At 70.5% G+C, this 23,351-nt stretch carries 17 protein-coding genes; 4 read left to right on the plus strand and 13 right to left on the minus strand.

Annotation, left to right across the window (positions count from 1 at the left end):
- The first annotated feature begins 10 nt into the window (after positions 1-10).
- A complete protein-coding gene (locus tag O1Q96_RS34985; RefSeq protein ID WP_269251972.1) occupies positions 11-1,696 on the plus strand; it encodes an ATP-binding protein in 1,686 nt (561 codons plus the stop codon).
- Positions 1,693-2,373, plus strand: coding sequence for a response regulator (locus tag O1Q96_RS34990; RefSeq protein WP_269251973.1), 681 nt, complete (start codon positions 1,693-1,695; stop codon positions 2,371-2,373). Before O1Q96_RS34985 ends, O1Q96_RS34990 begins: the two co-directional genes overlap by 4 nt.
- Before the next feature lie 67 nt (positions 2,374-2,440).
- Here the strand turns inward: O1Q96_RS34990 and O1Q96_RS34995 are convergent, their stop codons facing one another.
- The 6 genes from O1Q96_RS34995 to O1Q96_RS35020 form a co-directional block, all read right to left on the minus strand.
- Positions 2,441-4,033: a solute symporter family protein gene (locus O1Q96_RS34995; protein WP_269251974.1), complete on the minus strand. Its 1,593-nt coding sequence runs from the start codon at positions 4,031-4,033 to the stop codon at positions 2,441-2,443.
- Entirely contained in the window at positions 4,030-4,518 is a 489-nt protein-coding gene (locus O1Q96_RS35000) for a DUF485 domain-containing protein (RefSeq protein ID WP_269251975.1), read from the minus strand. The genes O1Q96_RS34995 and O1Q96_RS35000 overlap by 4 nt, the downstream gene beginning before the upstream one ends.
- Positions 4,519-4,622: 104 nt before the next feature.
- A complete protein-coding gene (locus tag O1Q96_RS35005) occupies positions 4,623-5,303 on the minus strand; it encodes a response regulator transcription factor (RefSeq protein ID WP_269251976.1) in 681 nt (226 codons plus the stop codon).
- Complete coding sequence (locus tag O1Q96_RS35010; RefSeq protein WP_269251977.1) at positions 5,300-6,451, minus strand: sensor histidine kinase; 1,152 nt, start codon at positions 6,449-6,451, stop codon at positions 5,300-5,302. Before O1Q96_RS35010 ends, O1Q96_RS35005 begins: the two co-directional genes overlap by 4 nt.
- A complete protein-coding gene (locus O1Q96_RS35015) occupies positions 6,448-6,972 on the minus strand; it encodes a DUF1453 domain-containing protein (RefSeq protein ID WP_269253854.1) in 525 nt (174 codons plus the stop codon). The genes O1Q96_RS35010 and O1Q96_RS35015 overlap by 4 nt, the downstream gene beginning before the upstream one ends.
- 264 nt (positions 6,973-7,236) lie before the next feature.
- On the minus strand, positions 7,237-9,360 hold the full coding sequence (locus O1Q96_RS35020) for a DNA gyrase/topoisomerase IV subunit B (protein WP_269251978.1): 2,124 nt from the start codon (positions 9,358-9,360) through the stop codon (positions 7,237-7,239).
- A 440-nt stretch (positions 9,361-9,800) separates the two neighbouring features.
- Here O1Q96_RS35020 and O1Q96_RS35025 point away from each other — a divergent pair, with 440 nt between their 5' ends.
- Complete coding sequence (locus tag O1Q96_RS35025) at positions 9,801-10,031, plus strand: DUF7455 domain-containing protein (RefSeq protein WP_055513118.1); 231 nt, start codon at positions 9,801-9,803, stop codon at positions 10,029-10,031.
- 112 nt (positions 10,032-10,143) lie between these two features.
- Here the strand turns inward: O1Q96_RS35025 and O1Q96_RS35030 are convergent, their stop codons facing one another.
- From O1Q96_RS35030 to O1Q96_RS35060, 7 genes are all read right to left on the minus strand, one after another.
- Entirely contained in the window at positions 10,144-10,959 is an 816-nt protein-coding gene (locus O1Q96_RS35030) for a S1 family serine peptidase (RefSeq protein WP_269251979.1), read from the minus strand.
- Positions 10,960-11,092: 133 nt separating this feature from the next.
- On the minus strand, positions 11,093-12,634 hold the full coding sequence (locus tag O1Q96_RS35035; protein ID WP_269251980.1) for an RNA polymerase sigma factor: 1,542 nt from the start codon (positions 12,632-12,634) through the stop codon (positions 11,093-11,095).
- A 409-nt stretch (positions 12,635-13,043) separates the two neighbouring features.
- Positions 13,044-13,931: a FadR/GntR family transcriptional regulator gene (locus O1Q96_RS35040; protein WP_269251981.1), complete on the minus strand. Its 888-nt coding sequence runs from the start codon at positions 13,929-13,931 to the stop codon at positions 13,044-13,046.
- 162 nt (positions 13,932-14,093) lie between these two features.
- Positions 14,094-15,857: an ABC transporter ATP-binding protein gene (locus O1Q96_RS35045; protein WP_269251982.1), complete on the minus strand. Its 1,764-nt coding sequence runs from the start codon at positions 15,855-15,857 to the stop codon at positions 14,094-14,096.
- Between the two features lie 125 nt (positions 15,858-15,982).
- Positions 15,983-16,741, minus strand: coding sequence for an NUDIX hydrolase (locus O1Q96_RS35050; protein WP_217459616.1), 759 nt, complete (start codon positions 16,739-16,741; stop codon positions 15,983-15,985).
- 128 nt (positions 16,742-16,869) lie between these two features.
- Positions 16,870-18,954, minus strand: a complete 2,085-nt coding sequence (locus tag O1Q96_RS35055) for a glycogen debranching N-terminal domain-containing protein (protein ID WP_269251983.1) — start codon at positions 18,952-18,954, stop codon at positions 16,870-16,872.
- 204 nt (positions 18,955-19,158) lie between these two features.
- Positions 19,159-20,937 carry a DUF4192 domain-containing protein gene (locus O1Q96_RS35060; RefSeq protein ID WP_269251984.1) on the minus strand — a complete coding sequence of 593 codons (1,779 nt, stop codon included), beginning with the start codon at positions 20,935-20,937 and terminating at the stop codon, positions 19,159-19,161.
- Positions 20,938-21,069: 132 nt separating this feature from the next.
- Between O1Q96_RS35060 and O1Q96_RS35065 the strand changes: the two genes are divergently transcribed.
- Positions 21,070-23,232, plus strand: coding sequence for a RecQ family ATP-dependent DNA helicase (locus O1Q96_RS35065; RefSeq protein WP_269251985.1), 2,163 nt, complete (start codon positions 21,070-21,072; stop codon positions 23,230-23,232).
- Positions 23,233-23,351: the final 119 nt, after the last annotated feature.

Below are 23,351 nucleotides of genomic sequence, written 5' to 3' on the forward strand. Positions count from 1 at the left end.
CGTCATAGGCATGAGCCCCACTCCCCCTGCCCGACGACTCCGCCTCGGCATGCCGAAACGGATGTTCTCGCAGGTGCTGCTGATGCAGGTGGCGATCGCCGCCGGAGTCGCCGTACTCGCGACGGGCCTGTTCCTCGCGCCGCTCAGCGACCAGCTGGACGACCAGGCGATGCGCCGCGCGCTCGCGATCGCGCAGACCACGGCCGCCCAGCCGCAGCTCGCCGAGGATCTGACATCGACGCGCCCTTCCGCGAACGGGCCGGTCCAGGCCGAGGCGGAGCGCATCCGCGAGGCGAGCGGAGCGGAGTACGTCGTGGTGATGGACATGCGCGGCGTGCGCTGGTCGCACACCAACCCCGCCGAGATCGGGGGACGCGTCTCCACCGACCCTGCGCAGGCCCTGGCCGGCCGAGACGTCATGCAGATCGACAGCGGCACCCTGGGCCGCTCGGCGCGCGGCAAGGTGCCTCTGCGCGACGCCGACGGCGACATCGTCGGCGCGGTCTCCGTCGGCATCGAGTACGACAGTGTGCGTGCCCGTCTCATCCATGCGATCCCAGGACTCTTCGCCTACGCGGGCGGGGCGATGGCCGTCGGCGCGCTGGCCGCCTATCTGATCTCACGACGGGTGCACCGGCAGACTCGTGACCTGGCCTTCTCGGACATCGCCGGGCTTCTGGCGGAACGCGAGGCCATGCTGCACGGCATCCGGGAGGGCGTCGTCGCGCTGGACCGTGAGGGCAGGATCAGGCTGCTCAACGACGAGGCCCGGCGCCTGCTGGGCATCGGCGACGAAGCCGTGGGCCTGCCTCTCGGCACGGCGCTCGGCACGGGGCGTACGACCGACGTCCTGGCCGGAACCGTCAGCGGAACCGACCTGCTCACCGTCCGCGGACAGCGGGTCCTGGTCGCCAACCGCATGCCGACCGACGACGGTGGCGCAGTCGCCACACTGCGGGACCGCACGGAGCTGGAACAGCTGGGCCGCGAACTCGACTCCACCCGCGGCCTGATCGACGCCCTGCGCGCCCAGGACCACGAGCACGCCAACCGCATGCACACACTGCTCGGCCTGCTGGAACTGGAGATGTTCGACGACGCCGTGGAGTTCGTCGGCGAGGTCGTCGGCGACCACAGGGCCACCGCGGAACAGGTCACCGAGAAGATCCACGATCCGCTGCTCGCCGCTCTCCTGGTGGGCAAGGCAACCGTCGCGGCGGAGCGCGCAGTGGCCCTGCGGATCTCCGACAGGACACTGTTCCCCGACCGGCTGGTCGATGCCCGGGGGCTGGTCACGATCGTCGGGAACCTCGTCGACAACGCGCTCGACGCCGTCGCGGGCACCCTCCACGCGCGCGTGGAGGTCGAATTGCGCGCGGAAGGGCGTACGGCTGTGCTCAGGGTGCGGGACACGGGGCCGGGGGTCCCGGCCGAGCAGCGTGAGTTGATCTTCACGGACGGGTGGTCCACCAAGAAGCCACCGGCCCACCGCAAGCGCGGGATCGGTCTCTCCCTGGTGCGTCGCCTCGCCGAGCGGCAGGGTGGCAGCGCACGCGTCGCGGAGGCGGAGGGCGGGGGCGCGGAGTTCACGATCGTGCTGCCGGAGGCACTCGCGGAGGCAGGGCTCACCTCCGGTCCGGAGCCCGGTCCCGCACCGGGAAGAGCCGCCACGACCACCAAGGAGGAGCCGCGATGATCGAGGTACTGGTCGTGGACGACGACGTCCGGGTCGCCCGGGTCAACGCCGCCTACGTGGAGAAGGTCGCGGGCTTCCATGTCGCGGCCGAGGCCCATTCGGCGGCGGAGGCGCTGCGGCAGGTGGAGGAGCTGCCTCGGCTGGACCTGGTGCTTCTCGACCACTATCTGCCCGACGGGACGGGTCTCGCGGTGGTGCAGGAGATGCGGCGGCGCGGCCACCAGACCGACGTGATCATGGTGACCGCTGCCCGTGACGTCACCACGGTCCAGGCGGCGATGCGGCACGGCGCCCTCCAGTACCTGGTCAAGCCCTTCGCGTTCGCCGGACTGCGCGCGAAACTGGAGGCGTACGCCGAACTGCGCCGCACCCTCGACGGGGGCGGCGAGGCCGAACAGGCCGAGGTCGACCGGATCTTCGGCGCCCTCTCGGCGGGCTCCGAACCTGATCTGCCCAAAGGGCACTCCCCCACCACCGCGGAGGCCGTACGCCAGGCTCTGGTGACCGCCGAAAGCCCCCTGTCCGCCCAGGAGATCGCCGACCGGACCGGCCTCAGCCGACAGACCGCCCAGCGCTATCTGAAGCTTCTGGAGCGCACGGGCCGGGCCACGCTGAGCCTGAAGTACGGAGACGCGGGCCGCCCCGAACACCGCTACGTCTGGGCGACCCGCGCCTGAAAACACCGGCGGAGTACGGCACGGGGGCGCGCCCCCGTACCCCTGCGGGCCGAGCCGTGGGACGGCCTCAGACCGCCCCCGCGCCCGTGAGCGCCCGTACTTCGGTCTCCGCGTGCTTGGCCTCGTCCGGCGGCTCCGCCGAAGTGACCGTGCCGAGCCATCCCGCCAGGAAACCGAGCGGAATGGACACCAGACCGGGATTCTCCAGCGGGAAGTACTGGAGGTCGACGCCGGGGAACAGCGAGGCGGGACTGCCCGACACCACGGGCGACAGCACCACCAGCACCAGGGCCGGCACCAGCCCCCCGTACACGGACCACACCGCACCGCGCGTAGTGAAGTTCCGCCAGAACAGCGAGTACAGCAGCACCGGCAGATTCGCCGACGCCGCGACCGCGAAGGCGAGTCCCACCAAAAACGCCACATTGAGGTCGCGCGCGAGCAGACCGAGCGCGATGGCCACGACACCGATCCCGACCGCGGCCGTCCGCGCGACGGAGACCTCGCTGCGCGGCTTCGAACGCCGCCGCCGCAGTGACGCGTACAGGTCGTGGGCCACGGACGCGGAGGAGGCCAGCGTGATCCCAGCGACCACCGCGAGAATCGTGGCGAAGGCGATGGCGGCGACGATCGCAAAAAGAACCGTTCCGCCTGTGGACGCCGCACCGCCGCCCAGGTCGAGCGCCAGTAGCGGAACCGCCGTGTTTCCGGCCGCGTTCGAGCCGCGTACCGCGTCGGGGCCGACGATCGCCGCCGCTCCGAACCCCAGCACGATCGTCATCAGGTAGAACGCGCCGATCAGGCCGATCGACCAGACGACCGAGCGGCGTGCGGCCCGCGCGGTCGGCACGGTGTAGAAGCGCGACAGGATGTGCGGCAGCCCGGCCGTGCCGAGCACCAGGGCGAGGCCCAGGCTGATGAAGTCGAGACGCGCCGTCCAGTCCCCGCCGTACTTCAGCCCCGGCGCGAGGAACGAATCCCCGTGCCCGCTCCGCCCCGCCGCCGTACGCAGCAACTGGTCGAAGTCCCCGTGAAACCGCATCAGTACGAGCACGGTCAGCGCGATCGCCCCGCCCATGAGCAGGACCGCCTTGACGATCTGGATCCAGGTGGTGGCCCGCATGCCTCCGAACGACACGTAGACGACCATGAGCGCGCCGACACCGATGACCGTCCAGGCCTGCGCCGCCTCGCTCGTGCCTCCCAACAGCAGTGCGACCAGGCTGCCCGCGCCCACCATCTGCGCCACCAGATACAGAACGGACACGGTCACCGAGGAAGTTCCCGCCGCGATCCGTACCGGCCGCTCGCTCATGCGCGCCGCGACGACGTCGGCGAGCGTGAACCGCCCGCAGTTGCGCACCAGTTCGGCGACCAGGAACAGCACGACGAGCCAGGCGACGAGAAAACCCACCGAGTACAGCAGCCCGTCGTAGCCGAAGAGCGCGATCAGCCCCGAGATTCCGAGGAAGGAGGCGGCGGACATGTAGTCGCCCGCGATGGCAAAACCATTCTCCATCGGTGAGAAGAGCCGACCGCCCGCGTAGAACTCCTCCGCCGAACCGTGCCGGTGACGGCTCACCCAGGTCGTGATTCCCAGGGTGATCGCCACGAACACGCTGAAGAGCAGCAGGGCCAACGTCTGATGGTTGCCGGTCACCTCTCACCGCCCGTGACGCTGCGCGTCAGCTCCTGGGTGTCCCAACGCAGATCGAGTGCGGCGCGGTCTCTGCGCAACCGTGCGTGCCGCGCGTACGCCCACGTGAACAGGAACGTCGTGAGGAACTGTCCGAGCCCCGCGACCATGGCCACGTTCACCGCGCCGGCGACGGGCCGCGCCATGAAGGCCGGTGCCGTGGTCGCCGTCACGACATACCCCACATACCAGGTGAAGAAGACGGCGACGGCCGGAATCACGAACCGCCGGTACCGGCTGCGCACCTCCTGGAAGGCCGCACTGCGCTGCACCTCCAGATAGACATCGGCTGCGCGGGCGCTCCGGTCCTCCTGCTCCCTGCGCGCGGTCGGCACAGCGGAGGCGGGCGCGCCCGTGCTGTCCAACTCTCCCCACCCGGAGGCGAGCGCGTCGTACCAGGGGTCGTCGAACCGGACCTTGCCGGAGTCGGGACCGTCGTGCTTCTCCACCGAACTCTCCTTGTCCGCCGCCCGTTTCGGCCGCGTGCCCAAGGATGGACAGAATGGGAAGATCCCTGACTCTTCTCTCCAAGTACTTCACCCCATCAGGTGACTCACCCCCCTGGTGGCCGCACAAGTCCCTTCCCGAAGGCGTAACGGACGGCCTGTGCACGGTCCTTGAGCCCGGTCTTGGCGAAGAGGTTGTTGATATGGGTCTTCACCGTGGCGGTGGACACATGCAGCTTGCGGGCGATCTCCTGGTTGGTCAGGCCGTCGGCGATCAGCACCAGCACCTCCGTCTCCCGCGCGGTGAGCCCGTCCAGAGTCTCCTGGGCGGGCACGGTGGGCTCCGGTTCCGACAGACGCTCCAGCAGCCGTCGCTGGATGCCCGGCGAGAGTCCGGCGTCCCCGGACAGCACGCTGTGCACGGCTCGTACGATCTCGTCGCCGCCCGCGTCCTTCGTGAGATAGCCACGGGCCCCGGCCTTCAACGCGGGAAACAGCGACGCGTCGTCCGCGTACGTGGTGAGCACGACGACCTGCGTTCTCGGGTACTCCGACCTGATGCGTCCCGTTGCCTCGGCTCCGTCGCACCGGGGCATCCGCAGATCCATCAGCACCACGTCCGGGTCGAGCTCGGCCACCAGTCGCACGGCCTCGTTCCCGTCGGCGGCCGCACCGACGACCTCGATCCCTGGCAGCAGACCGAGCAGCGTCACGATGCCCTCGCGCACAACGGTCTGATCGTCCGCCACGACGACACGGGCCGGCGGCGTGCCGTCCACTTCCGTCATACGGGCACCTTCAGCGTCACCGCGAATCCCTCCTCGTACGGGCCGGCCTCCAGCGAGCCTCCCAGCAGCTCGGCCCGTTCCCGCATTCCGAGCAGACCGTATCCGGCGCCGGAGTGCGTGAACTCTCCCGGCGGCGCACCCGAGTCCCGTACGTGCAGCGTCACCTCGCTCCGGCCGTAGTCCATCCGTATGCGTACCTTGGCGCCCGGCGCATGCTTGCGGACGTTCGTCAGAGCCTCCTGGGCGACTCTGCGGACCGCCTGGGACACCTCGGCGGGAAGCGGCCGCCGTTCACCCGTGACAGTGACATCCGCTTCGTCGGCCTGGGCTACGAGCTCGGTCAGGAACTCCTCCAAGGGGGACAGTTCTCCGCGCAGCGCGGAGAGTGCCTGCCGGGTCTCGGCCAGCCCTTCACGGGCCATGCCCCGTGCGGCGACGACCCGGTCGAGGATCTGGCCCTTCTCCGCCCCCTTCTGGATCAGCAGCCGGGCCGCCTCCAGGTGCACGAGCTGGGCCGAGAGGCTGTGCGCCAGTACGTCGTGGATCTCCCGCGCGATCCTGGCCCGCTCCGCGAGCGCCGCCGTCTCCGCCTCGGCCGCCCGCGCGGCCCGCTCCTGGACGAGCAGCCGCTGGGCGGTGCCGCGGGCCTCGGCATCCAGCCGGAGCACGTAACCGAGCAGGGCGAGCCCTCCGGTCGTGGCCACCACGGCCGGCCGGCTGTCGTCACTGACCACGGCGTAAGCCCCCAGTGCCACCGAGGTGGCGGGCAGTGCGGCCACGAGGGGCAGCCGCTCCATCGCGGTGATGCCGCACACGCACCACAGGACGAGCGCCGGCACTCGTACGCCTGCGCCTTGTGCCACCAACCCGACACCGAGGAGCAGTGCGAGCAGTCCCAGAGAGGGCAGGAGCCGGTGCTCGAGCGTGGTCCTCCGGAAGCCCCAGAGCCCGGCCCCGCACACGAGGACAGCCGGAACGGCCACCGCGACGCCCCAGCCATGCAGCTCACTGCCCGTGAAGGTCGTACCCAGGAGGACACCGACGGCGACGACGCGCGCGGCTGTGGCGAGCCCGCGCCGCGCCCTGGGGACTCCCGCTCGGGAGAGTGCCTCGCGGGAGGGCCAGCGCTGCCAGACGTTCTCCGTCACACCCGCTCCTTGCGCAAGGGACGAGGCAGGTCTTCACCGTAGGCCGTGCTCTGCCCGGTCACCGGGCGCAGACCGTGCGCCCGCCAGGCCAGGATGCGCGAGCGGGCCAGAAGCGTCAGCGCGAGCCCGAGGAGCAGGGCGGAGGTGCCCTGACGTAGACCGAGCACGACGCCAAGGCCGAAAAGGCCCGCCCGCAGCGCTATGCCGGTGATCCAGACGAGAGCACTGGCCTTGCTGCTCCTGGTCCACACCGCTCCGTCCGGTGTCGTCCACATCCGTGTCGTCCACGCCCAGCCGGCGCCTGTGGCCAGGGCGATGAGGAGCTCGGCGCCGAGCAAAAGGACTGATTCCGTCTGATGGCGGGGGTCGAGCAGACCGGGCTCGCGCAGGGCGAGAAAGACCAGCACCGCGGGCACGACCCACCAACGCCGGTCCGTCTCGATCCGACGGGGGCGGAACTGGCGAGCGATCACCAGGACGGCAACGGCGAGAATCGCCAGGACATCGACAAGCCCGGACATCGCGGCCTCCGTGAGCGAGGAGAAGCGGGTGCCGACGGCGGGCGCTGTCGACACCTTCGACGCTACGGAGACGGACCGGCCGGCAGATCGGCGCCAGGGTGGATCATGGGTGGATCCGTGGACCGGTCCGTCTCCACCCGGGGGTGGAGACGATCTGCCACGTCCTCACGGGCGGCTCCTGCCTCTGCCGCGTCGTCACGCGCAGCTCCCGCCTCTCCATCGCGACGGGGCCCGTCTGCGTTCCGACCGGCCCCGTCCGACGGCCTACGCGTCGATGCGCGAGCGGTCCAGAGTCGCCGCGGAGCTGGAGATGAACTCCTTGCGCGGAGCGACGTCGTTGCCCATCAACAGGTCGAAGACCTGCTCGGAGGCCTCAAGGTCGGAGATGTTGATCCGGCGCAGCGTGCGGTGGCGCGGATCCATCGTCGTCTCGGCCAGCTGGTCCGCGTCCATCTCGCCCAGGCCCTTGTAGCGCTGGATGGAGTCCTTGTACCGCACGTTCTTCCGCTGGAGCTCGAGCAGGGTGTCCCGCAGCTCGCGGTCCGAGTACGTGTAGATGTACTTGTCCTGGCCCTTCTTGGGCTGGCTCAGCTCGATCCGGTGGAGCGGCGGCACGGCCGCGAACACCCGGCCGGCCTCGACCATGGGCCGCATGTAGCGCTGGAAGAGCGTCAGGAGCAGGCAGCGGATGTGCGCGCCGTCGACGTCGGCATCGACCAGCAGGATGATCTTCCCGTACCGGGCGGCGTCGATGTCGAACGTACGGCCCGAGCCTGCCCCTATGACCTGGATGATCGCGCCGCACTCGACGTTCTTCAGCATGTCCGACACGGACGACTTCTGAACGTTGAGGATCTTTCCGCGAATCGGCAGCAGGGCCTGGAACTCGGAGTTCCGGGCGAGCTTGGCGGTGCCGAGCGCCGAGTCTCCCTCGACGATGAACAGCTCGCTGCGCTCCACGTCGTCGCTGCGGCAGTCGGCGAGCTTGGCGGGCAGCGAGGAGGACTCCAGGGCCGTTTTCCGCCGCTGCGCGTCCTTGTGCTGGCGGGCGGCGATTCTCGTGCGCGCGGCGGCGACCGCCTTCTCCAGGACGACACGGGCCTGTGCGGCCGCGTCCCGCTTCGTGGAGGTCAGGAACGCCTTGAGCTCCTTGGAGACGACGTTCGTCACGATGCGACGGGCGGCGGAGGTGCCGAGCACCTCCTTCGTCTGTCCCTCGAACTGGGGCTCGGCGAGGCGCACGGTGACGACGACGGTGAGTCCCTCCAGAGCGTCGTCCTTGACGACGTCGTCCTCGGCGACGCGCAGCATCTTCTTGGTACGCAGCACTTCGTTGATCGTCTTCATGACCGCTTGTTCGAAGCCCGCGACGTGGGTTCCGCCCTTGGGGGTGGCGATGATGTTCACGAACGACTTGAGCGTCGTGTCGTAGCCCGTGCCCCAGCGCATCGCCACGTCGACACCCAGCTCACGGGTGACCTCGGTCGGGGTCATCTGGCCGTGGTCGTCGAGGACCGGGACCGTCTCCTTGAAGGTGCCCTGGCCGGAGAAGCGGAGCACATCGCAGACGGGCTTGTCCGAGGCCAGGTACTCGCAGAACTCGCTGATGCCGCCGTCGAAGCGGAAGGACTCCTCGCCCTTGCTGCCGCCCTCCCCGAGCCCGAGCTCGTCACGGACCACGATGGTGAGGCCGGGAACCAGGAAGGCGGTCTGTCGGGCGCGCTGGTGGAGGTTCTCCAGGGAGAGCTTGGCGTCCTTGAGGAAGATCTGGCGGTCGGCCCAGTAGCGCACACGCGTGCCGGTGCGGGTCTTGGGGATCCTCTTGAGCTTGCGCAGCCCGGCCGACGCGTCGAACGTGGCCTCGGCGCCGTCGCCCTTGAAGGCGCCCGGCGTGCCCCGCCGGAAGCTCACCGCGTGGGTGTTGCCTCCGCGGTCCACCTCGACGTCCAGGCGGGCCGAGAGGGCGTTCACCACGGAGGCGCCCACGCCGTGCAGACCGCCGGAGGCCGCGTACGAGCCGCCGCCGAACTTGCCTCCGGCGTGCAGCTTGGTCATCACGACCTCGACGCCCGAAAGGCCTGTTTTGGGCTCGACATCGACCGGGATGCCCCGGCCGTTGTCCCGCACCTCGACGGAGCCGTCGTCGTGGAGGGTCACGTCGATGTGGTCGCAGTAGCCTCCGAGGGCCTCGTCCACGGAGTTGTCGATGATCTCCCAGAGGCAGTGCATCAGACCGCGGCTGTCGGTCGATCCGATGTACATGCCCGGGCGCTTCCGCACGGCCTCGAGGCCCTCGAGGACGAGCAGGTGCCGCGCGGTGTAGTTGGAACCGTCCCGATCTGCTCCGGTCAGCAGGGCTGTGGACGGCACGGACGTCTCGGCGGTCACGCGGTTCGCTCCTCGCTGAATTTCAGTTGGGGCCCTTTTGGGTAAGGGTCCGGCTTCGGTCACCGGTCCGAGGGTACCGAGGCCTGGTAGAGCCGTTGTAACGCCACCCTCGTCCTAAACTCAGACTAGTCCAGAGTCGTATGCGTGTTCGATCCCTCGTTGGAGTGAAGTACATATCACGTTCCCTTCCAGGCATGAACCATTTAGGCTCCGGGCACGTCCTCAAGAACAACCGGCAAGCCAGCCGGGAGGACTGAACCTGACAGAGCGCGAAACCCGTAAGGCACGAAGACACGCAATACGGCTCATTCGCCGCCAACCGGCAGCAGACAGCCGACTCGGAAAGATTTTTTTCGAGGAAGAGCCAGAGCGGGAACGTTTTCGGCCTGGTTGGATGTTGACCCTGGTACGACAGCTCGTCGAGCTAGAGAAGAGGCGACGTGACTACTGTTCTGACCCCCGCGAGCCCGCTGACGGCCGCTGACCGCTGCGACCGTTGCGGCGCCCAGGCATATCTGCGCGTCGTCCTCCTCAGCGGTGGTGAACTGCTCTTCTGTGCCCACCATGGGCGCAAGTTCGAGCCGGAACTCAAGAAGATCGCCGCTGAGATACAGGACGAGACGGAGCGGCTCACGGCCGCCCCGGCAAGCGCCAACGACGAAGAGCACTGACACTTCGCGCAGACGACGAGCCATCTCCGGCACAGGCCGGTGACAGGGCGGTCGCCCCTGGATTTCAGGGGCGGCCGCCCTGCTCGCGTCTGGCCAAGCCGTCAGACAGCCCTCAGCGGCCGTCTCCGAGCGTCGTGACGACCTCCGAGACCCGCGTGTACACCCCTGGGCTGCCGGCCCGCCCGCAGCCGCTCCCCCACGACACGAGGCCGATCAGCCGACCCTCGGCGACCAGGGGCCCACCGCTGTCCCCCTGGCAGGCGTCCCGGCCTCCGCTCTCCTCCCCCGCACACAGCATGGAGCGGGACAAGTACGTTCCGTCCGCACTGCCCGGGTACGCCTTTTCACAGACGGCGTCGGACAGAACCTGGACACGGCCGGCTCGCAGAGCGCTCGCGTAGTCGCCGCTTCCCGTCGTGTCGCCCCAGCCGTAGACCACAGCGCCCGTACCGGGCCGGTACGCCGCGTCTCCGGCGCTCGCCATACGAAGAACCGCCTCGGCGGCGAGCGGCGCCGCGAGCGTGAGCACGGCGAAGTCCCCGGCGTTCGTGTAGCTGTCGTGGCGCGGGTTGATCCAGATGTCGCGTACGGCGATCTCGCTGCCCCCGTCCGCCCGCAGGTCCCCGCGGCCCGCGACGATCCGCAGGTCCCGGATCTGACGCGCAGGCGCACCCAGTACGTCCTCACTGAGGCAGTGGGCGGCGGTCAGCACCGTGGACGGCCCGATCACCACGCCCCCGCAGAACTGCCCCGCACGTGTACCCCCGAACCGGTCACGGCTGGACAGGGCCACCGTCCAAGGGGCCGCGGAGATCTCGACCGGGTAGCCACCGATGACGACATCGGCCGTCGCGGGGGCAGGGGCCGCCAGTGGTATCACGGCCGCCGCGGCCACAAGGGCCAGCGCTCGGGCGAAGGGACGACTCATGCGCACTCCTCACTCTGCGGTTGTCACGAGAAACCCAGAGTGATCCAGGGTGAGGCACCTCGCACTCCGCACGCACCGAGGGCCCGGCTTCCTGTCGGAAGCCGGGCCCTCGGTGACCTGCTGAGGTCGAGACCTAGTCGAGGTAGTCGCGCAGGACCTGCGAGCGCGAGGGGTGACGCAGCTTCGACATCGTCTTGGACTCGATCTGGCGGATGCGCTCGCGCGTCACGCCGTACACCTTGCCGATCTCGTCGAGGGTCTTCGGCTGGCCGTCGGTGAGCCCGAAGCGCATCGAGACGACACCCGCCTCGCGCTCGGACAGGGTGTCCAGGACGGAGTGCAGCTGCTCCTGGAGGAGCGTGAAGCTCACCGCGTCGGCCGGGACGACGGCCTCGGAGTCCTCGATGAGGTCACCGAACTCGCTGTCGCCGTCCTCGCCCAGGGGGGTGTGGAGGGAGATCGGCTCACGGCCGTACTTCTGGACCTCGATGACCTTCTCGGGGGTCATGTCGAGTTCCTTGGCCAGTTCCTCCGGGGTGGGCTCGCGGCCCAGGTCCTGGAGCATCTGGCGCTGGACGCGCGCGAGCTTGTTGATGACCTCGACCATGTGCACCGGAATACGGATGGTGCGGGCCTGGTCGGCCATGGCGCGGGTGATCGCCTGACGGATCCACCAGGTGGCGTACGTGGAGAACTTGTAGCCCTTGGTGTAGTCGAACTTCTCGACCGCGCGGATCAGACCGAGGTTGCCCTCCTGGATCAGGTCCAGGAAGAGCATGCCGCGGCCGGTGTAGCGCTTGGCCAGGGAGACCACCAGGCGGAGGTTGGCCTCCAGGAGGTGGTTCTTGGCGCGGCGGCCGTCCTCGGCGATGATCTCCAGCTCGCGCTTGAGCTTCGGCGCCAGCTTGTCGGCGTTGGCGAGCTTGTCCTCGGCGAACAGGCCGGCCTCGATGCGCTTGGCGAGCTCGACCTCCTGCTCGGCGTTGAGCAGCGGGACCTTGCCGATCTGCTTGAGGTAGTCCTTGACGGGGTCGGCAGTGGCACCGGCGACGGCGACCTGCTGCGCGGGGGCGTCGTCCTCGTCCTCGTCGGACAGGACGAAGCCCTTGTTCTCCCCGCCCTCTTCTTCCTCTTCGCCGGGCTTGGCGGCGCCGACGGTCTCTTCGGCCGCCTCGTCGTCGCCCAGCTCGGCGTCGTCCTTCTTGCCGGTGGTCTTCTTGGCCGTCGTCTTCTTGGCGACGGTCTTCTTGGCGACGGCCTTCTTCGCCGTCGTCTTCTTGGCAGCGGCCTTCTTGGCGGACGCGTCCTCGGCGGGAGCGTCGGCGTCAGGCATCACCGGCGTGGCGGTGGCGGTGGCCTTCTTGGCTGTCACCGTCTTCGCCGCGACGGTCTTGGTGGCGGTGCGCTTGGCGGGACTCTTCGCTGCGACGCTCTTCCGGGTGCGCTTGGGCTCCGCGGCACTGACCATCAGCGTCACACCCTCTTCCTCGAGGATCTGGTTGAGGCTGCGCAGTACGTTCTTCCACTGAGTGGCCGGAATCTGGTCAGCTTCGAAGGCCCGACGCACGTCATCGCCGGCGATCTGCCCCTCAGCCTTTCCCCGCTCGATGAGCGCCATGACAGAGACGGACTCGGCGATCTCCGGCGGGAGCGTACGGGATGTGCTGGCCGACACGAACAACCTCTCGGAACGTTGGAAAACGGCTTCCGGCCCCGTCCGGTGCGGACAGGGACCGACGACCGCCGGCTTGGGTATGGGCCGACGGCGCGGGCGGGGGCCGGGAAGAGTCACAGCGCCTGGAGCGGCGCCCGTATTCCCTACTCGGCTGTTCACCTCTTAGGTCATCGCGCTGTCCCGAGGAGCGTTACGCCCAATCTGCGTGGCCCGAGTCACATCTTGTGAGCGATCAAAAGCAACCAGACACGGTCAGAGGAGGTCAGCCGACCATTCCAGGGTCTCATCACACCGCCGGGCCCCGCCGAATCCTCCTGGAGTCGGGCGGGGCCCGGCGGCCGATGATCCGCCGGCCGAGCGATGCCACGCCGGGGGAACGGCCCCCGACCGCGCCATCCGCGGTACGCGATCAGTGCTCGCGCGGCGCGGGAACGACGCGCTCCACCTCGGGGTGGACGGTGAGCAGCTGCCGCATGGCCGTCTCGGCGCCCGAGCCGTCGCCCTCAGCGAGGGCCTCGGCGATGCGCGCGTGGTGCGTGAGGGACGCCTCGGTCGGACGGTCGCAGCCCGTGACCGGATTGCCGGAGACCTGGAGCGCGGCCGACACGATCCCGGAGAGGTGCTCCAGCATGCGGTTGCCGGCGACCTGGATCAGCAGGGAATGGAACTCCGCGTCGGCCCGCGAGAAGGTCAGCGCGTCACCCTGGCCCATCGCGTGGCCCATGATCTCGACCATGTCGGTGAGGCGCTGCTGGACCTCGGGCCGCCCGTGGCCGGCGGCGAGGCGGGCGGCCAGCGGCTCGATCGTCCAGCGCAGCTCGCTCAGCTCACGCCGCTGGTTGTCACGCTGCGGCCCGAAGGCCCGCCACTCGATGATGTCCGGGTCCAGGAGGTTCCAGTCGCTGACGGGCCGTACGCGCGTGCCGACATTGGGGCGGGCACTGACCAGCCCCTTCGCCTCGAGGACACGAAGCGACTCACGGACGACGGTGCGGGAGACCTCGAACCGCTGCCCGATCTCCTCGGGCACGAGCGGGCGGTCGGCACCCAGGTCGCCCGAGACGATCATCTGACCCAGCTGCTGAACCAGTTGGCCATGCAGGCCGCGTCCGCGACTGCCGGCGGCTCGTCGGCCCACGCGGCCCAGCTCCGGATCCGTGGCGTCCCACACGGAGGGACTGACGCGGTCCGCGCCAGGAACCTCCCCGTAGGGGTAGCGATCGAGTTCGCCCGGGCCGGCGAGGCCGGAGTCTGCGGAACGGGCGGCGGTCATCATGGTGTGCGCAAGGGTAGTCACGGATCCTTTGTCGGCGTTGCCTCCAACTCCCTTGAGGTCTTTGGTGAAAAGCACACGAAAGGGTGATCGCTCACCGCGTCGCAATTGACGCCTTATCGGAAAGAAATGGGCGTTCTGCATGGAGTTGTGCACACGAGGGGAACACGCGTGCACGGACGGTCGTCATCGGACCCTGCTCCGCAGAGTCGTGAGCAGATACGCGCAGAGCAGAGCGGTGAGCGACAACATCAGCGCACCTCCGACGGGTTGGGCGATCACACCCGCAACGGCCACCAGATAGTGCTCACCCCCGAACGGCCACTGCACCAGCACGAGCTCACGCAGCCGGGTCGAGAATCCTGCCGCCGTTCGAACCGACGGCCCCTCCAGGACCTTTTGTACGACCGGCACGACGAGGATCGGCACGGCGAGAACCGCCGCGAGCCCGGCGGTCGTCGACCGGAAGATGCCCGCTGCCAGAACACCCGCCCAGGCGCAGCCGACCACGAGACCGATCCAACTCGCGCTCAGAACGACCCAGTCCGGAGGAACCCCTGTCAGTTCCCGTCCGTAGACGATGTGGAGCAGTTCGGCGTTCACACCCACCGTGACGAGGGCCAGCGTCAGCCCGGTGGCTGCGGCGACGGCGAGTTTCGCGGCCAGCAGTCCCAGGCGGCGGGGAACGGTGCCGCGGTCCACGGCCAGGGCGGGGTGACGGAACTCGTCGCCGAAGGCGAAGGCGCCGAGCAGCCCGGCACCGAGCGCCGCGGGCGGCAGGGGAAAGTCCCGCGGCCATGCGGCGAGCAGCCGTGAATGCGGCGTGTGCCCAGCTCTGGCCAGGAGTACGGAGATGAGGGCGGAGGCGAGGAGTACGGCGGCCGCGGTCAGGTAACCCGTACCGATCCCCGCCGCGCGGCGCAGTTCGTAGCGCAGCGGACGCAAGGGGCCGGCGCCATGACGAACGGCGATGGGCGGCGGGAGGGGAGACAACTCGCGCGTCCTCTCCCCCTCCGCGGCCGGTCCGGGTGCCGCCGTCCCGCGAGCGCCACCCTCGGGCTCCCGTCCAGGGACCGCTCCCATGTCACCGACCTCGTCCGCGAGTTGGTGTACGAGGATGCCGTGGCGGTAGGCGGCCTCACCGACGTCGGCACAGGTGCTGCCGTACACGGAAAGCCGATTGCCGTCCTCCCGGACGACTTCCACGGAGCGCTGGGCGGAGCGGGCCTCCGTGGCGAGCAGGGCACCCAGCCGGGCGGCGTGCGGGCTGCGGACGGCGACACGGGGCCGGAGCCGGGTTCGTGAGAAGTCGGCCACGTCCTGGTCGGCGACGAGCCTGCCCTTCTCCAGGGTGACGACCCGGTCGGCGGCCCGCGCGGCCTCCTTGGGGTCGTCCGTGGCGAACAGCACGGTGCCGCCCGCGCCGGCATGGGCACGTAGAACCCCGTGCAGCCAGCGCGCCTCGCGGGCGGACAGCCCGTCGGTGGCGCCGTCGAGCACCAGGGTGTGCGGGTCGGACAGGAGGGCACAGGCCAGGCCCAGGCGGCGGTCCATGCCGCGCGAGAGGGTGCCCAGACGTTCGTCGCGCAGACCGACCAGACCCACGACCTCCAAGACGTCGTCGGCTCGCCGAGCCGGTACGCCTGCCGCGGCGCACAGCATGCGGAGTTGACCGCGGACCGTGCGCGCCGGATGACCGGGAACCTCGCCGAGGAGCACGCCCACCTCCCGCGAGGGATGGGCGATGCGGTGCAGCGGGCGGCCTCTGAAGTAGGTGATTCCACGACCTTGTTGGAGTTCGAGCATGAGCTTGAGTACGGTCGTCTTGCCTGCGTCCGGGGCTCCCAGGAGCGCCGTGACACGGCCCGCGGGCGCCTCGAAGGAGACGTCGTCGACAGCGGGGGGAAGTTCCTTGCGGGCGCTGCTGGTCAGTCCGATGGCCTGGATCACCCAAAGCAAGATAGCGCGATATGTACCGTTTTTCGGGAACCGTGAGTGCGCTCCGGAGCAGACTCCTTACCGGTCCGGCCACTTGGCCGGACCGCGGGCCTCGAGACCGGCCGTCCCGGACGGGGTCAGACTTCGGGGCGGAGCATCGGCGGATTGAGCAGCGTGGCGCCGCCCGCGCGGAAGAGCTGGGCGGGGCGGCCGCCCTGCCGGGTCGTCGTTCCGCCCGTGGGGACGAGGAAGCCCGGTGTGCCGGTCACCTTGCGGTGGAAGTTGCGGGGGTCGAGGGCCACTCCCCACACCGCCTCGTACACCCGGCGCAGTTCACCGACCGTGAACTCGGGCGGGCAGAACGCGGTGGCGAGCGACGAGTACTCGATCTTGGAGCGGGCGCGCTCCACACCGTCCGCGAGGATCTGGGCATGGTCGAAGGCGAGCGGTGCCGCCTGTTCACCGTCACGGCCGTAACCGCCCCGCTGGAGCAGCTCCTCGACGGGAGCCCAGCGTGCGCTGTGTGCGTCTCCGCCCGGGCGCGGCGCGGGCAGATCGGGCGCGAGAGCGAGGTGGGCGACGCTGACGACCCTCATCCTCGGGTCGCGCTTGGGATCGCCGTAGGTCGCGAGCTGTTCCAAGTGCGCGCCGTTCGCCTGTACCGGGGCATCGGGGTCGTGGGCGCGCAGACCCGTCTCCTCCAGCAATTCCCGAGCCGCGGCCTGCGAGAGGTCCTCGTCCGGCCTGACGAAGCCGCCGGGCAGCGCCCACCGTCCCTGAAAGGGCGGCTCACCCCTTCGTACCGCCAACGCGCACAGGGCGTGACGACGCACGGTCAGCACGACCAGGTCGACGGTGACAGCGAACGGCGCGAAGGCTGACGGGTCGTAGGGCATGCCGAGATCATAGTCGTCTGCCTGACGATAAACACTCCCTTCGCCGGTCGCTTCAGTGGCTGGTCCGCTGCTTCCCGGACGGGACACCGCCCGCCCTCCGCCGACTCGGGCTCGACGGCAAGCAGCCGTCAGGCCCCCAGCTGAAGCCCTTCGGCCGCCTCCTCCACCATGGCCAGGCCGAGCCTGCTGACGCGTACGGAGAAGGCTGCACCCGCGACCCGTAGGCCGGTCAGTCCGATCTCCCCCAGGGGAGCGCCGCGGACCGGGCGCAGTGTCACCGTGCGCGCTGGGGCGTCGGGGCGGATCCCGGCAAGGGAGGTGAGCAGGAGGACGCCGGCGGCCGCGGATGTGGCCGACGGTCTGCAGGCCGTCGGATGCGGTACCGGGGCGCCGCCTTCGGCGCGCTGCTCCCCCGCATACATCTCGGGCAGCCGGTGGCCGAAGGCCTCGGCCGCCGCGAGCAGGCCCCGCAGCAGTGAAGCAGCCTCCTTCTCGTAGCCCGCGGCGGCCAGCCCTGCCACGGCCAGGGCCGTCTCATGGACCCGCACGGCCCCGCTCCGATGCCCGAACGGGTTGTACGCCGCCTCCTTCGCGCCGAGGCTGCGCAGGCCCCAGCCCGAGTCCATGGCGGGCCCGCCGAGCAGACGCGCGAGCTGTTCCGTCTGCACCCTGTCGAGCAGCCCCGAAGCCGGTGCGCCGGCGCCGAGCAGGCCGGTGTCGAGCAGATGGACACTGCCTGCACCGAAGTGGGGCACGAGCCGCCCTCCCGGCAGGCGGGCGGCGGCAGGTCTGCCGCCGCCTCTGTCCTCGATCCAGAAGTCCTCCTGGAACGCGGTCCGGATCTTCCCCGCCCGCTGCCGCAACTCGGCGCCGCCTCCCCTGCCGTACGCGTCGAGGAGGTCGGCGCCCAGCAGGGCGGCCCGGTGAGCGTGTGCCTGGGTCTCGCAGCGCCACGGCCCGCCCGGGTGCGGGTCGGACAGATACGTGCCGTCACCGAGAGCCGTGCGCAGCCAGTGCAGACAACGCTCGGCCGTGGGCAGCAGCTCTTCCGTCTCCGGCTCGGAAAGCCCCCAGCGCCGGGCTTCCGCGAGGACCACGGGGAACAGCAGGGTCGCCTCTTGGCCCGTACAACTCGGGGGCAGCAGGGCACCGGCCTGCCGTCGCGGGCCGGGAATCAGGCCGGACCGTGGCCCCGCACCCACGAGTTGGGTGCGGGCGAGGGTGCGCAGGGTGCCTGCGGCCAGTCGGGTACCCAGGGGCAGGGTCATGCGTGCTGCCGCCAGTGCCTCGGCCGGTGCCATGCCGCAGCGCCAGGGCGCCCCGGCCGCGAGGTGCGTGTCGGTCGGCTGCACGGGATCGCGCAGGAGGAGTGCCTCGAGGTCCTCGATGCTCGTACGCAGGAGCGCCGGGACCCTGGGGTCGTCGCCCACGGCCCGTGCCGGGGCGAGCGGACTCGTGGCACCGCGCGCGACGGCCCGGATGGGGCCCGCTCCGGCCGGGCCCACTCTCAGTTCCACGCTTCGGGTGCCGCCTGGCGGCAGTTCGAGCTCCCATCGCAGCAGCCCGGCGGAGGCCAGCGCATCCATGGGCGGCGGGTCCGCGGTGACGACGGAGTGCCCGGTGGCACACGACCACCGCATGCCGGAGTCGTGGACGCTGGCCGGCAGATCGGGTCCGGCCCTCCCCGCGGCGACCGCGCCCAATTCGGCCAGGTCCGTGCCGAGCGCCAGCTCGACGGGAAGGCGCAGAGGGCGGTGGGCGGCGCTGCGCAGGGTGATCCGCTCCGTGCCGTCGGCGTACCGCGTCCGTTCGACCATGACATCCGGATCGGGTCCGCCGTCGGCCGACAGGCTCAGCGTGGCCACGAAGCGTGCCTGGTCGGCGGCGATCATCCGGGCCTGGACAGCGAGCGGCTCACGCCCCGCCACCCGCAACCGGCATCGGGACAGCATGCGCCGGCCCGATCGGTAGAAGCCTTCCAGTCCGTGGCCGGTCAGCTGCCCCTCCTTCGTGGAGATCGCGAGCCCCGGCAGGGCGACGCAGATCAGGGCGGTGTGCGCGGGTGGAAGGTTCGCCGGGCCGCGTTGCGCGGTAGGCGCCGGCTGCGCGGCCGGGGCGCCGCCGCGGTCTGTGGAGGGCTGCGCGGACCTGCGAAGGGCAGGGGAGCCACTGTTCGGAACAGGGGCCATGGAGGACTGGGTGGGCAGGGGCATGGGGCGGCTTCTTCTGTGCTCCGTGCGCTGAGTGGGTGCTCGGCGAAGAGTGAGGGCTCGGCGAAGTGTGAGGGCTTTGACGGGGCGAGGCCTGTGCGAGGGCACGGCCCGGTCGAGAGCTGCGCCACTCTGGTGAACGGGGCGGGCCAGTCCCGGGTCACGCCCCGTTTCACCGAACTCCACCGATCGTCCTTGGCAGTGCGCTCATACGTCTCCCTTCTTCGTCCCTGGCCGCCCGGCGACCCGTCGGGAGCGGGCCGCGCCATTCGTACCGTCGCTGCCCGCGGCCGGTCCGTCCGTCCCCGGAGCACCAGCAGGGGCGGATCGCGATGGGCGCGTGTGCCCGGTACCGGACGGTCGGGAGCCGGGCCGGTCGGTGGCGCTCTCCGTGGTCCGCGACCTGCGTCGGCGACGGGCAGGCACCCGTGACGGCCGCGTCCGGGCATGCCCGGACGTTCCGTCGGACGCGCCCGGCGGCAGTGAAGAAGCGGCCGCCTTGTCCTCCACCCGGTCCGCACGCTCCCCGCGGAGGCAGCGGCGAATCGACTCCGGGTCCAGGCCCTCGTTGCACGCCTGGTGGAGGAGACGGGCGAAGAGGTACTCGGAATCCGCTCCCAGCGCCATGGCCAGGGCTTCGCGGGCTTCCAGCTCGTCGCCGGAGGACCAGGCCACCCATCCGGCGAGCGTGAGCGGCGCCGCGGCGTGTTCGCCGTACGGTCCGACGCAGCGGCGGGCCAGTGCCCGCCAGAGCCGCAGGGCCGGTCCGGCCTCGTCGCCCTCCATCCACGCGGCTGCCCGGTCCCGAGTCGTGCGGTCCTGAAGGCCGAGAATCAACGTGGCCGCCTCGTCGTGGCGCAGCAGTTCGTCGTCCCGGAGATCCGCCGCCAGACTGCCGGGCTTGCCGGCCGCAGGTGTGGCGTCGGCGAATCGGCGCATCGCCCGGTGAGCCAGCTCCAGGGTCTGGACCGCCACGACGGCACGGCTCTCGTCGTCCAGAATTCGGGGAATCAGCGCCATGCTCACCGCGTCCAGGGCGGACTCCTGCGCCCCGGCCGCCTTGGTCTCCCACGGGGTGAGCCTGGCCCTCAGCTCCCGCAGGGTGCCCCGGACCTGGAGTCCGGCATAGGTGGCGGCCGCGGCCAGCACTGAGGTACCGGGCAGTCCCATGGACGTGCCGTCAGGGGGACAGCAGTGCTCGCTGGGGCAGCAGTACGACCAGAAGCGGCCGTCCGAGATGCAGAGAGCCTCGATGACCGGGACGTCGAGCACTCCACATGCCGTGCGCAGCAACTGTGCGAGCGGACGCAGGCGTTCCATGACCGCTCGGCCCGATTCGCCTTCCCTGGGATCCTGGCAGAGGAAGGCGACCATGCTCTCGGGCAGCGCGCCCCTTCGTTCGCTGCCCTTCACCAGGCCGTGGGTCAGTTGCTCCGCGACGGACGGCCAGTCGTCCGCGTTGCCGGGGATACCGAGCCGGGCCCGTCCACCGAAACGGCCTCGCCCGTCCCTGTCGTGGAGAGCGACGAGCACGATGCTGTCCTCAGGGCGGTATCCGAGCAAGTAGGGAAGGGCATCGGCCAGTTCAGCGGGGGTGCGGAGGGTGACCTGGTGCTCGGGGTACGGGGTGCCTGGCGGGCCATGGACCAGATCGGCGGAACTCGTACCGTCCTGGCTCGCCCCGTGTCCGTCACGGCTCTCCCCGTGTCCACCACGCTCCCGGCCGTGACCGCTTCGCCCTGAGGCGTCGTCCCCGAAGCCGGCTTCACGGCGCGCCGGCCCGTCTCCACGACTGCTTCCACCCGCTTCCCCGAACCGGCCGCCCCCGCTCTTCCCGCCCAGCACGCCGGGTCCGCTCTGCGCACCTCGTACGCCCTGGCCGCCCTCCCCGCCCGATCCGTCCTGCTCGTCCAGTCCGCCGTTCTCATCGCATCCGTCGATGTCACCGTCGCCGAGGTTCCCGGCCGGTTCGCTGTGGTTCGTCATGTCGTGACCATCCCGCGGATCCCAGAATTCCGCTTTGCCCTGTGGATAACCACGACCATGATCACGTCAGAAGTTGTCCACAGCAGGCGGACCCATTCGCGCGATGTCCGACCCATCGGGTTGCATGGAGCCATGAGCAACGAAGAGCTGCACGCCGCGGCCGACATCGTCCTCGCCCGCCTCGTCGGCGCGCCGGCGGGCGACGCCCGGCTGCGCGAGGACCAGTGGCGCGCCATCGAGGCCCTGGTGGCCGACAAGCGCAGGGCCCTGGTGGTGCAGCGCACCGGCTGGGGCAAGTCCGCCGTGTACTTCGTCGCGACCGCGCTGCTGCGTGAGCAGGGGGCAGGTCCCACTGTCATCGTCTCCCCGCTCCTCGCTCTCATGCGCAACCAGGTCGAGGCTGCCGCCCGCGCCGGCATCCGGGCGCGGACCATCAACTCGTCCAACACGGAGGAATGGGACACGATCCAGGACGAGGTGGCCGCGGGTGCGGTCGATGTCCTTCTGGTGAGCCCGGAGCGCCTCAACAACCCGGACTTCCGTGACCAGGTACTGCCCAAACTGGCCGCGGCGACCGGCCTGCTCGTGGTGGACGAGGCTCACTGCATCTCCGACTGGGGCCACGACTTCCGGCCGGACTACCGCCGCCTGCGGACGATGCTCGCCGATCTCCCCCCGGGCGTCCCGGTCCTCGCCACCACCGCCACGGCAAACGCGCGCGTGACGGCCGACGTGGCCGAGCAGCTGGGGACCGGCGGCAGCACGGACGCCCTCGTCCTGCGCGGCCCACTGGACCGGGAGAGCCTGAGCCTCGGTGTGCTGCAGTTGCCGGACTCCGCCCACCGGATGGCCTGGCTCGCCGAGCACCTGGCCGAGCTGCCGGGCTCCGGAATCATCTACACGCTCACCGTGGCCGCCGCCGAGGAGGTCACCGCCTTCCTCCGGCAGAGCGGGCACACGGTGACCTCGTACACGGGGAAGACGGAGAACGCGGACCGTCAGCAGGCGGAGGAGGATCTGCTGGCCAACCGGGTCAAGGCCCTCGTGGCCACGTCGGCGCTGGGCATGGGCTTCGACAAGCCCGACCTCGGCTTCGTGGTGCACCTGGGGTCGCCGTCCTCCCCCATCGCGTACTACCAGCAGGTGGGGCGTGCGGGCCGGGGCGTGGAGCATGCCGAGGTGCTGCTCCTGCCGGGCAAGGAGGATCAGGCGATCTGGCAGTACTTCGCATCGATCGCCTTCCCTCCGGAGGAGCAGGTCAGGCGCACCCTGGACGCTCTCGGCCAGGCGGGCCGCCCCCTGTCGCTCCCCGCGCTCGAACCACTGGTGGAGCTGCGCCGGTCACGGCTCGAGACGATGCTCAAGGTCCTGGACGTGGACGGCGCCGTTCAGCGCGTCAAGGGCGGCTGGATCTCCACAGGCACACCATGGGCGTACGACACCGAGCGTTACGCGTGGGTCGCGAAGCAGCGCGCGGCCGAGCAGCAGGCCATGCGCGACTACGTGACGACCACGGGCTGCCGGATGGAGTTCCTGCGCCGGCAGCTGGACGACGAGGGAGCGGCCCCGTGCGGTCGCTGTGACACCTGCACGGAGCCGCGCTTCTCCGTCGCCGTGTCCTCGTCCGCCCTGGACTCGGCGCGTGGAGAACTCGGCCGCGCGGGTGTCGAGGTGGAGCCCCGGAAGATGTGGCCCACGGGTCTGCCCGCCGTGGGAGTCGACCTGAAGGGACGCATCCCGGCCGGCGAACAGGCCTCGACCGGACGGGCGCTGGGACGCCTGTCGGACATCGGCTGGGGCAACCGGCTGCGGCCCATGCTCGGACCGCAGGCCTCGGACGAACCCGTTCCGGACGATGTGGCGCAGGCCGTCGTCGGTGTGCTGGCGGACTGGGCGAAAGGCCCGGGCGGCTGGGCGTCGGGCAGTTCCGACGCGCAGCCGCGCCCGGTCGGTGTCGTCACCATGGCGTCGCACCGGCGGCCACGCCTGGTCCAGTCGCTGGGCGCACGAATCGCGGAGGTCGGCCGCCTGCCCCTGCTGGGCTCCATCGAATACGCCCCGGGCGCCGATGGCGCGCAGGTCTCCAGAAGCAACAGCGCGCAGCGGCTGAAGGCCCTCGACGGCGTACTCGTGGTGCCGCCGTCCCTGAGCGCGGCGCTCGCCCGGTCCGAAGGGCCCGTCCTCCTCGTGGACGACTCGACCGATACCGGCTGGACGCTCGCGGTGGCCGCGCGCCTGCTCCGGCGAGCCGGCGCACAGGGGGTGTTGCCGCTGGTCCTCGCCGTGCAAGGGTGATCAACGTGTAGTCGTGTGGACACCGGGCAGGGATATATGCGGCGGATCGCCAGATAACGGTCGGTGGCCCCAATTGCTCGTTGCCGCAACCAAGTTCGACAGGAAGAATTGGCTACGCG

The organism is Streptomyces aurantiacus, assembly GCF_027107535.1.
Lineage (GTDB): Bacteria > Actinomycetota > Actinomycetes > Streptomycetales > Streptomycetaceae > Streptomyces.

What these genes read in the sequence shown, in the direction of transcription:
- O1Q96_RS34985 (WP_269251972.1), top strand. Translation starts at nt 11, where the DNA reads ATGAGCCCCACTCCCCCTGCCCGACGACTCCGCCTCGGCATGCCGAAA.
- O1Q96_RS34990 (WP_269251973.1), top strand. Translation starts at nt 1,693, where the DNA reads ATGATCGAGGTACTGGTCGTGGACGACGACGTCCGGGTCGCCCGGGTC.
- O1Q96_RS35005 (WP_269251976.1), bottom strand. Translation starts at nt 5,303, where the DNA reads ATGACGGAAGTGGACGGCACGCCGCCGGCCCGTGTCGTCGTGGCGGAC.
- O1Q96_RS35015 (WP_269253854.1), bottom strand. Translation starts at nt 6,972, where the DNA reads ATGTCCGGGCTTGTCGATGTCCTGGCGATTCTCGCCGTTGCCGTCCTG.
- O1Q96_RS35030 (WP_269251979.1), bottom strand. Translation starts at nt 10,959, where the DNA reads ATGAGTCGTCCCTTCGCCCGAGCGCTGGCCCTTGTGGCCGCGGCGGCC.
- O1Q96_RS35050 (WP_217459616.1), bottom strand. Translation starts at nt 16,741, where the DNA reads ATGCCCTACGACCCGTCAGCCTTCGCGCCGTTCGCTGTCACCGTCGAC.
- O1Q96_RS35055 (WP_269251983.1), bottom strand. Translation starts at nt 18,954, where the DNA reads ATGCCCCTGCCCACCCAGTCCTCCATGGCCCCTGTTCCGAACAGTGGC.
- O1Q96_RS35060 (WP_269251984.1), bottom strand. Translation starts at nt 20,937, where the DNA reads ATGACGAACCACAGCGAACCGGCCGGGAACCTCGGCGACGGTGACATC.
- O1Q96_RS35065 (WP_269251985.1), top strand. Translation starts at nt 21,070, where the DNA reads ATGAGCAACGAAGAGCTGCACGCCGCGGCCGACATCGTCCTCGCCCGC.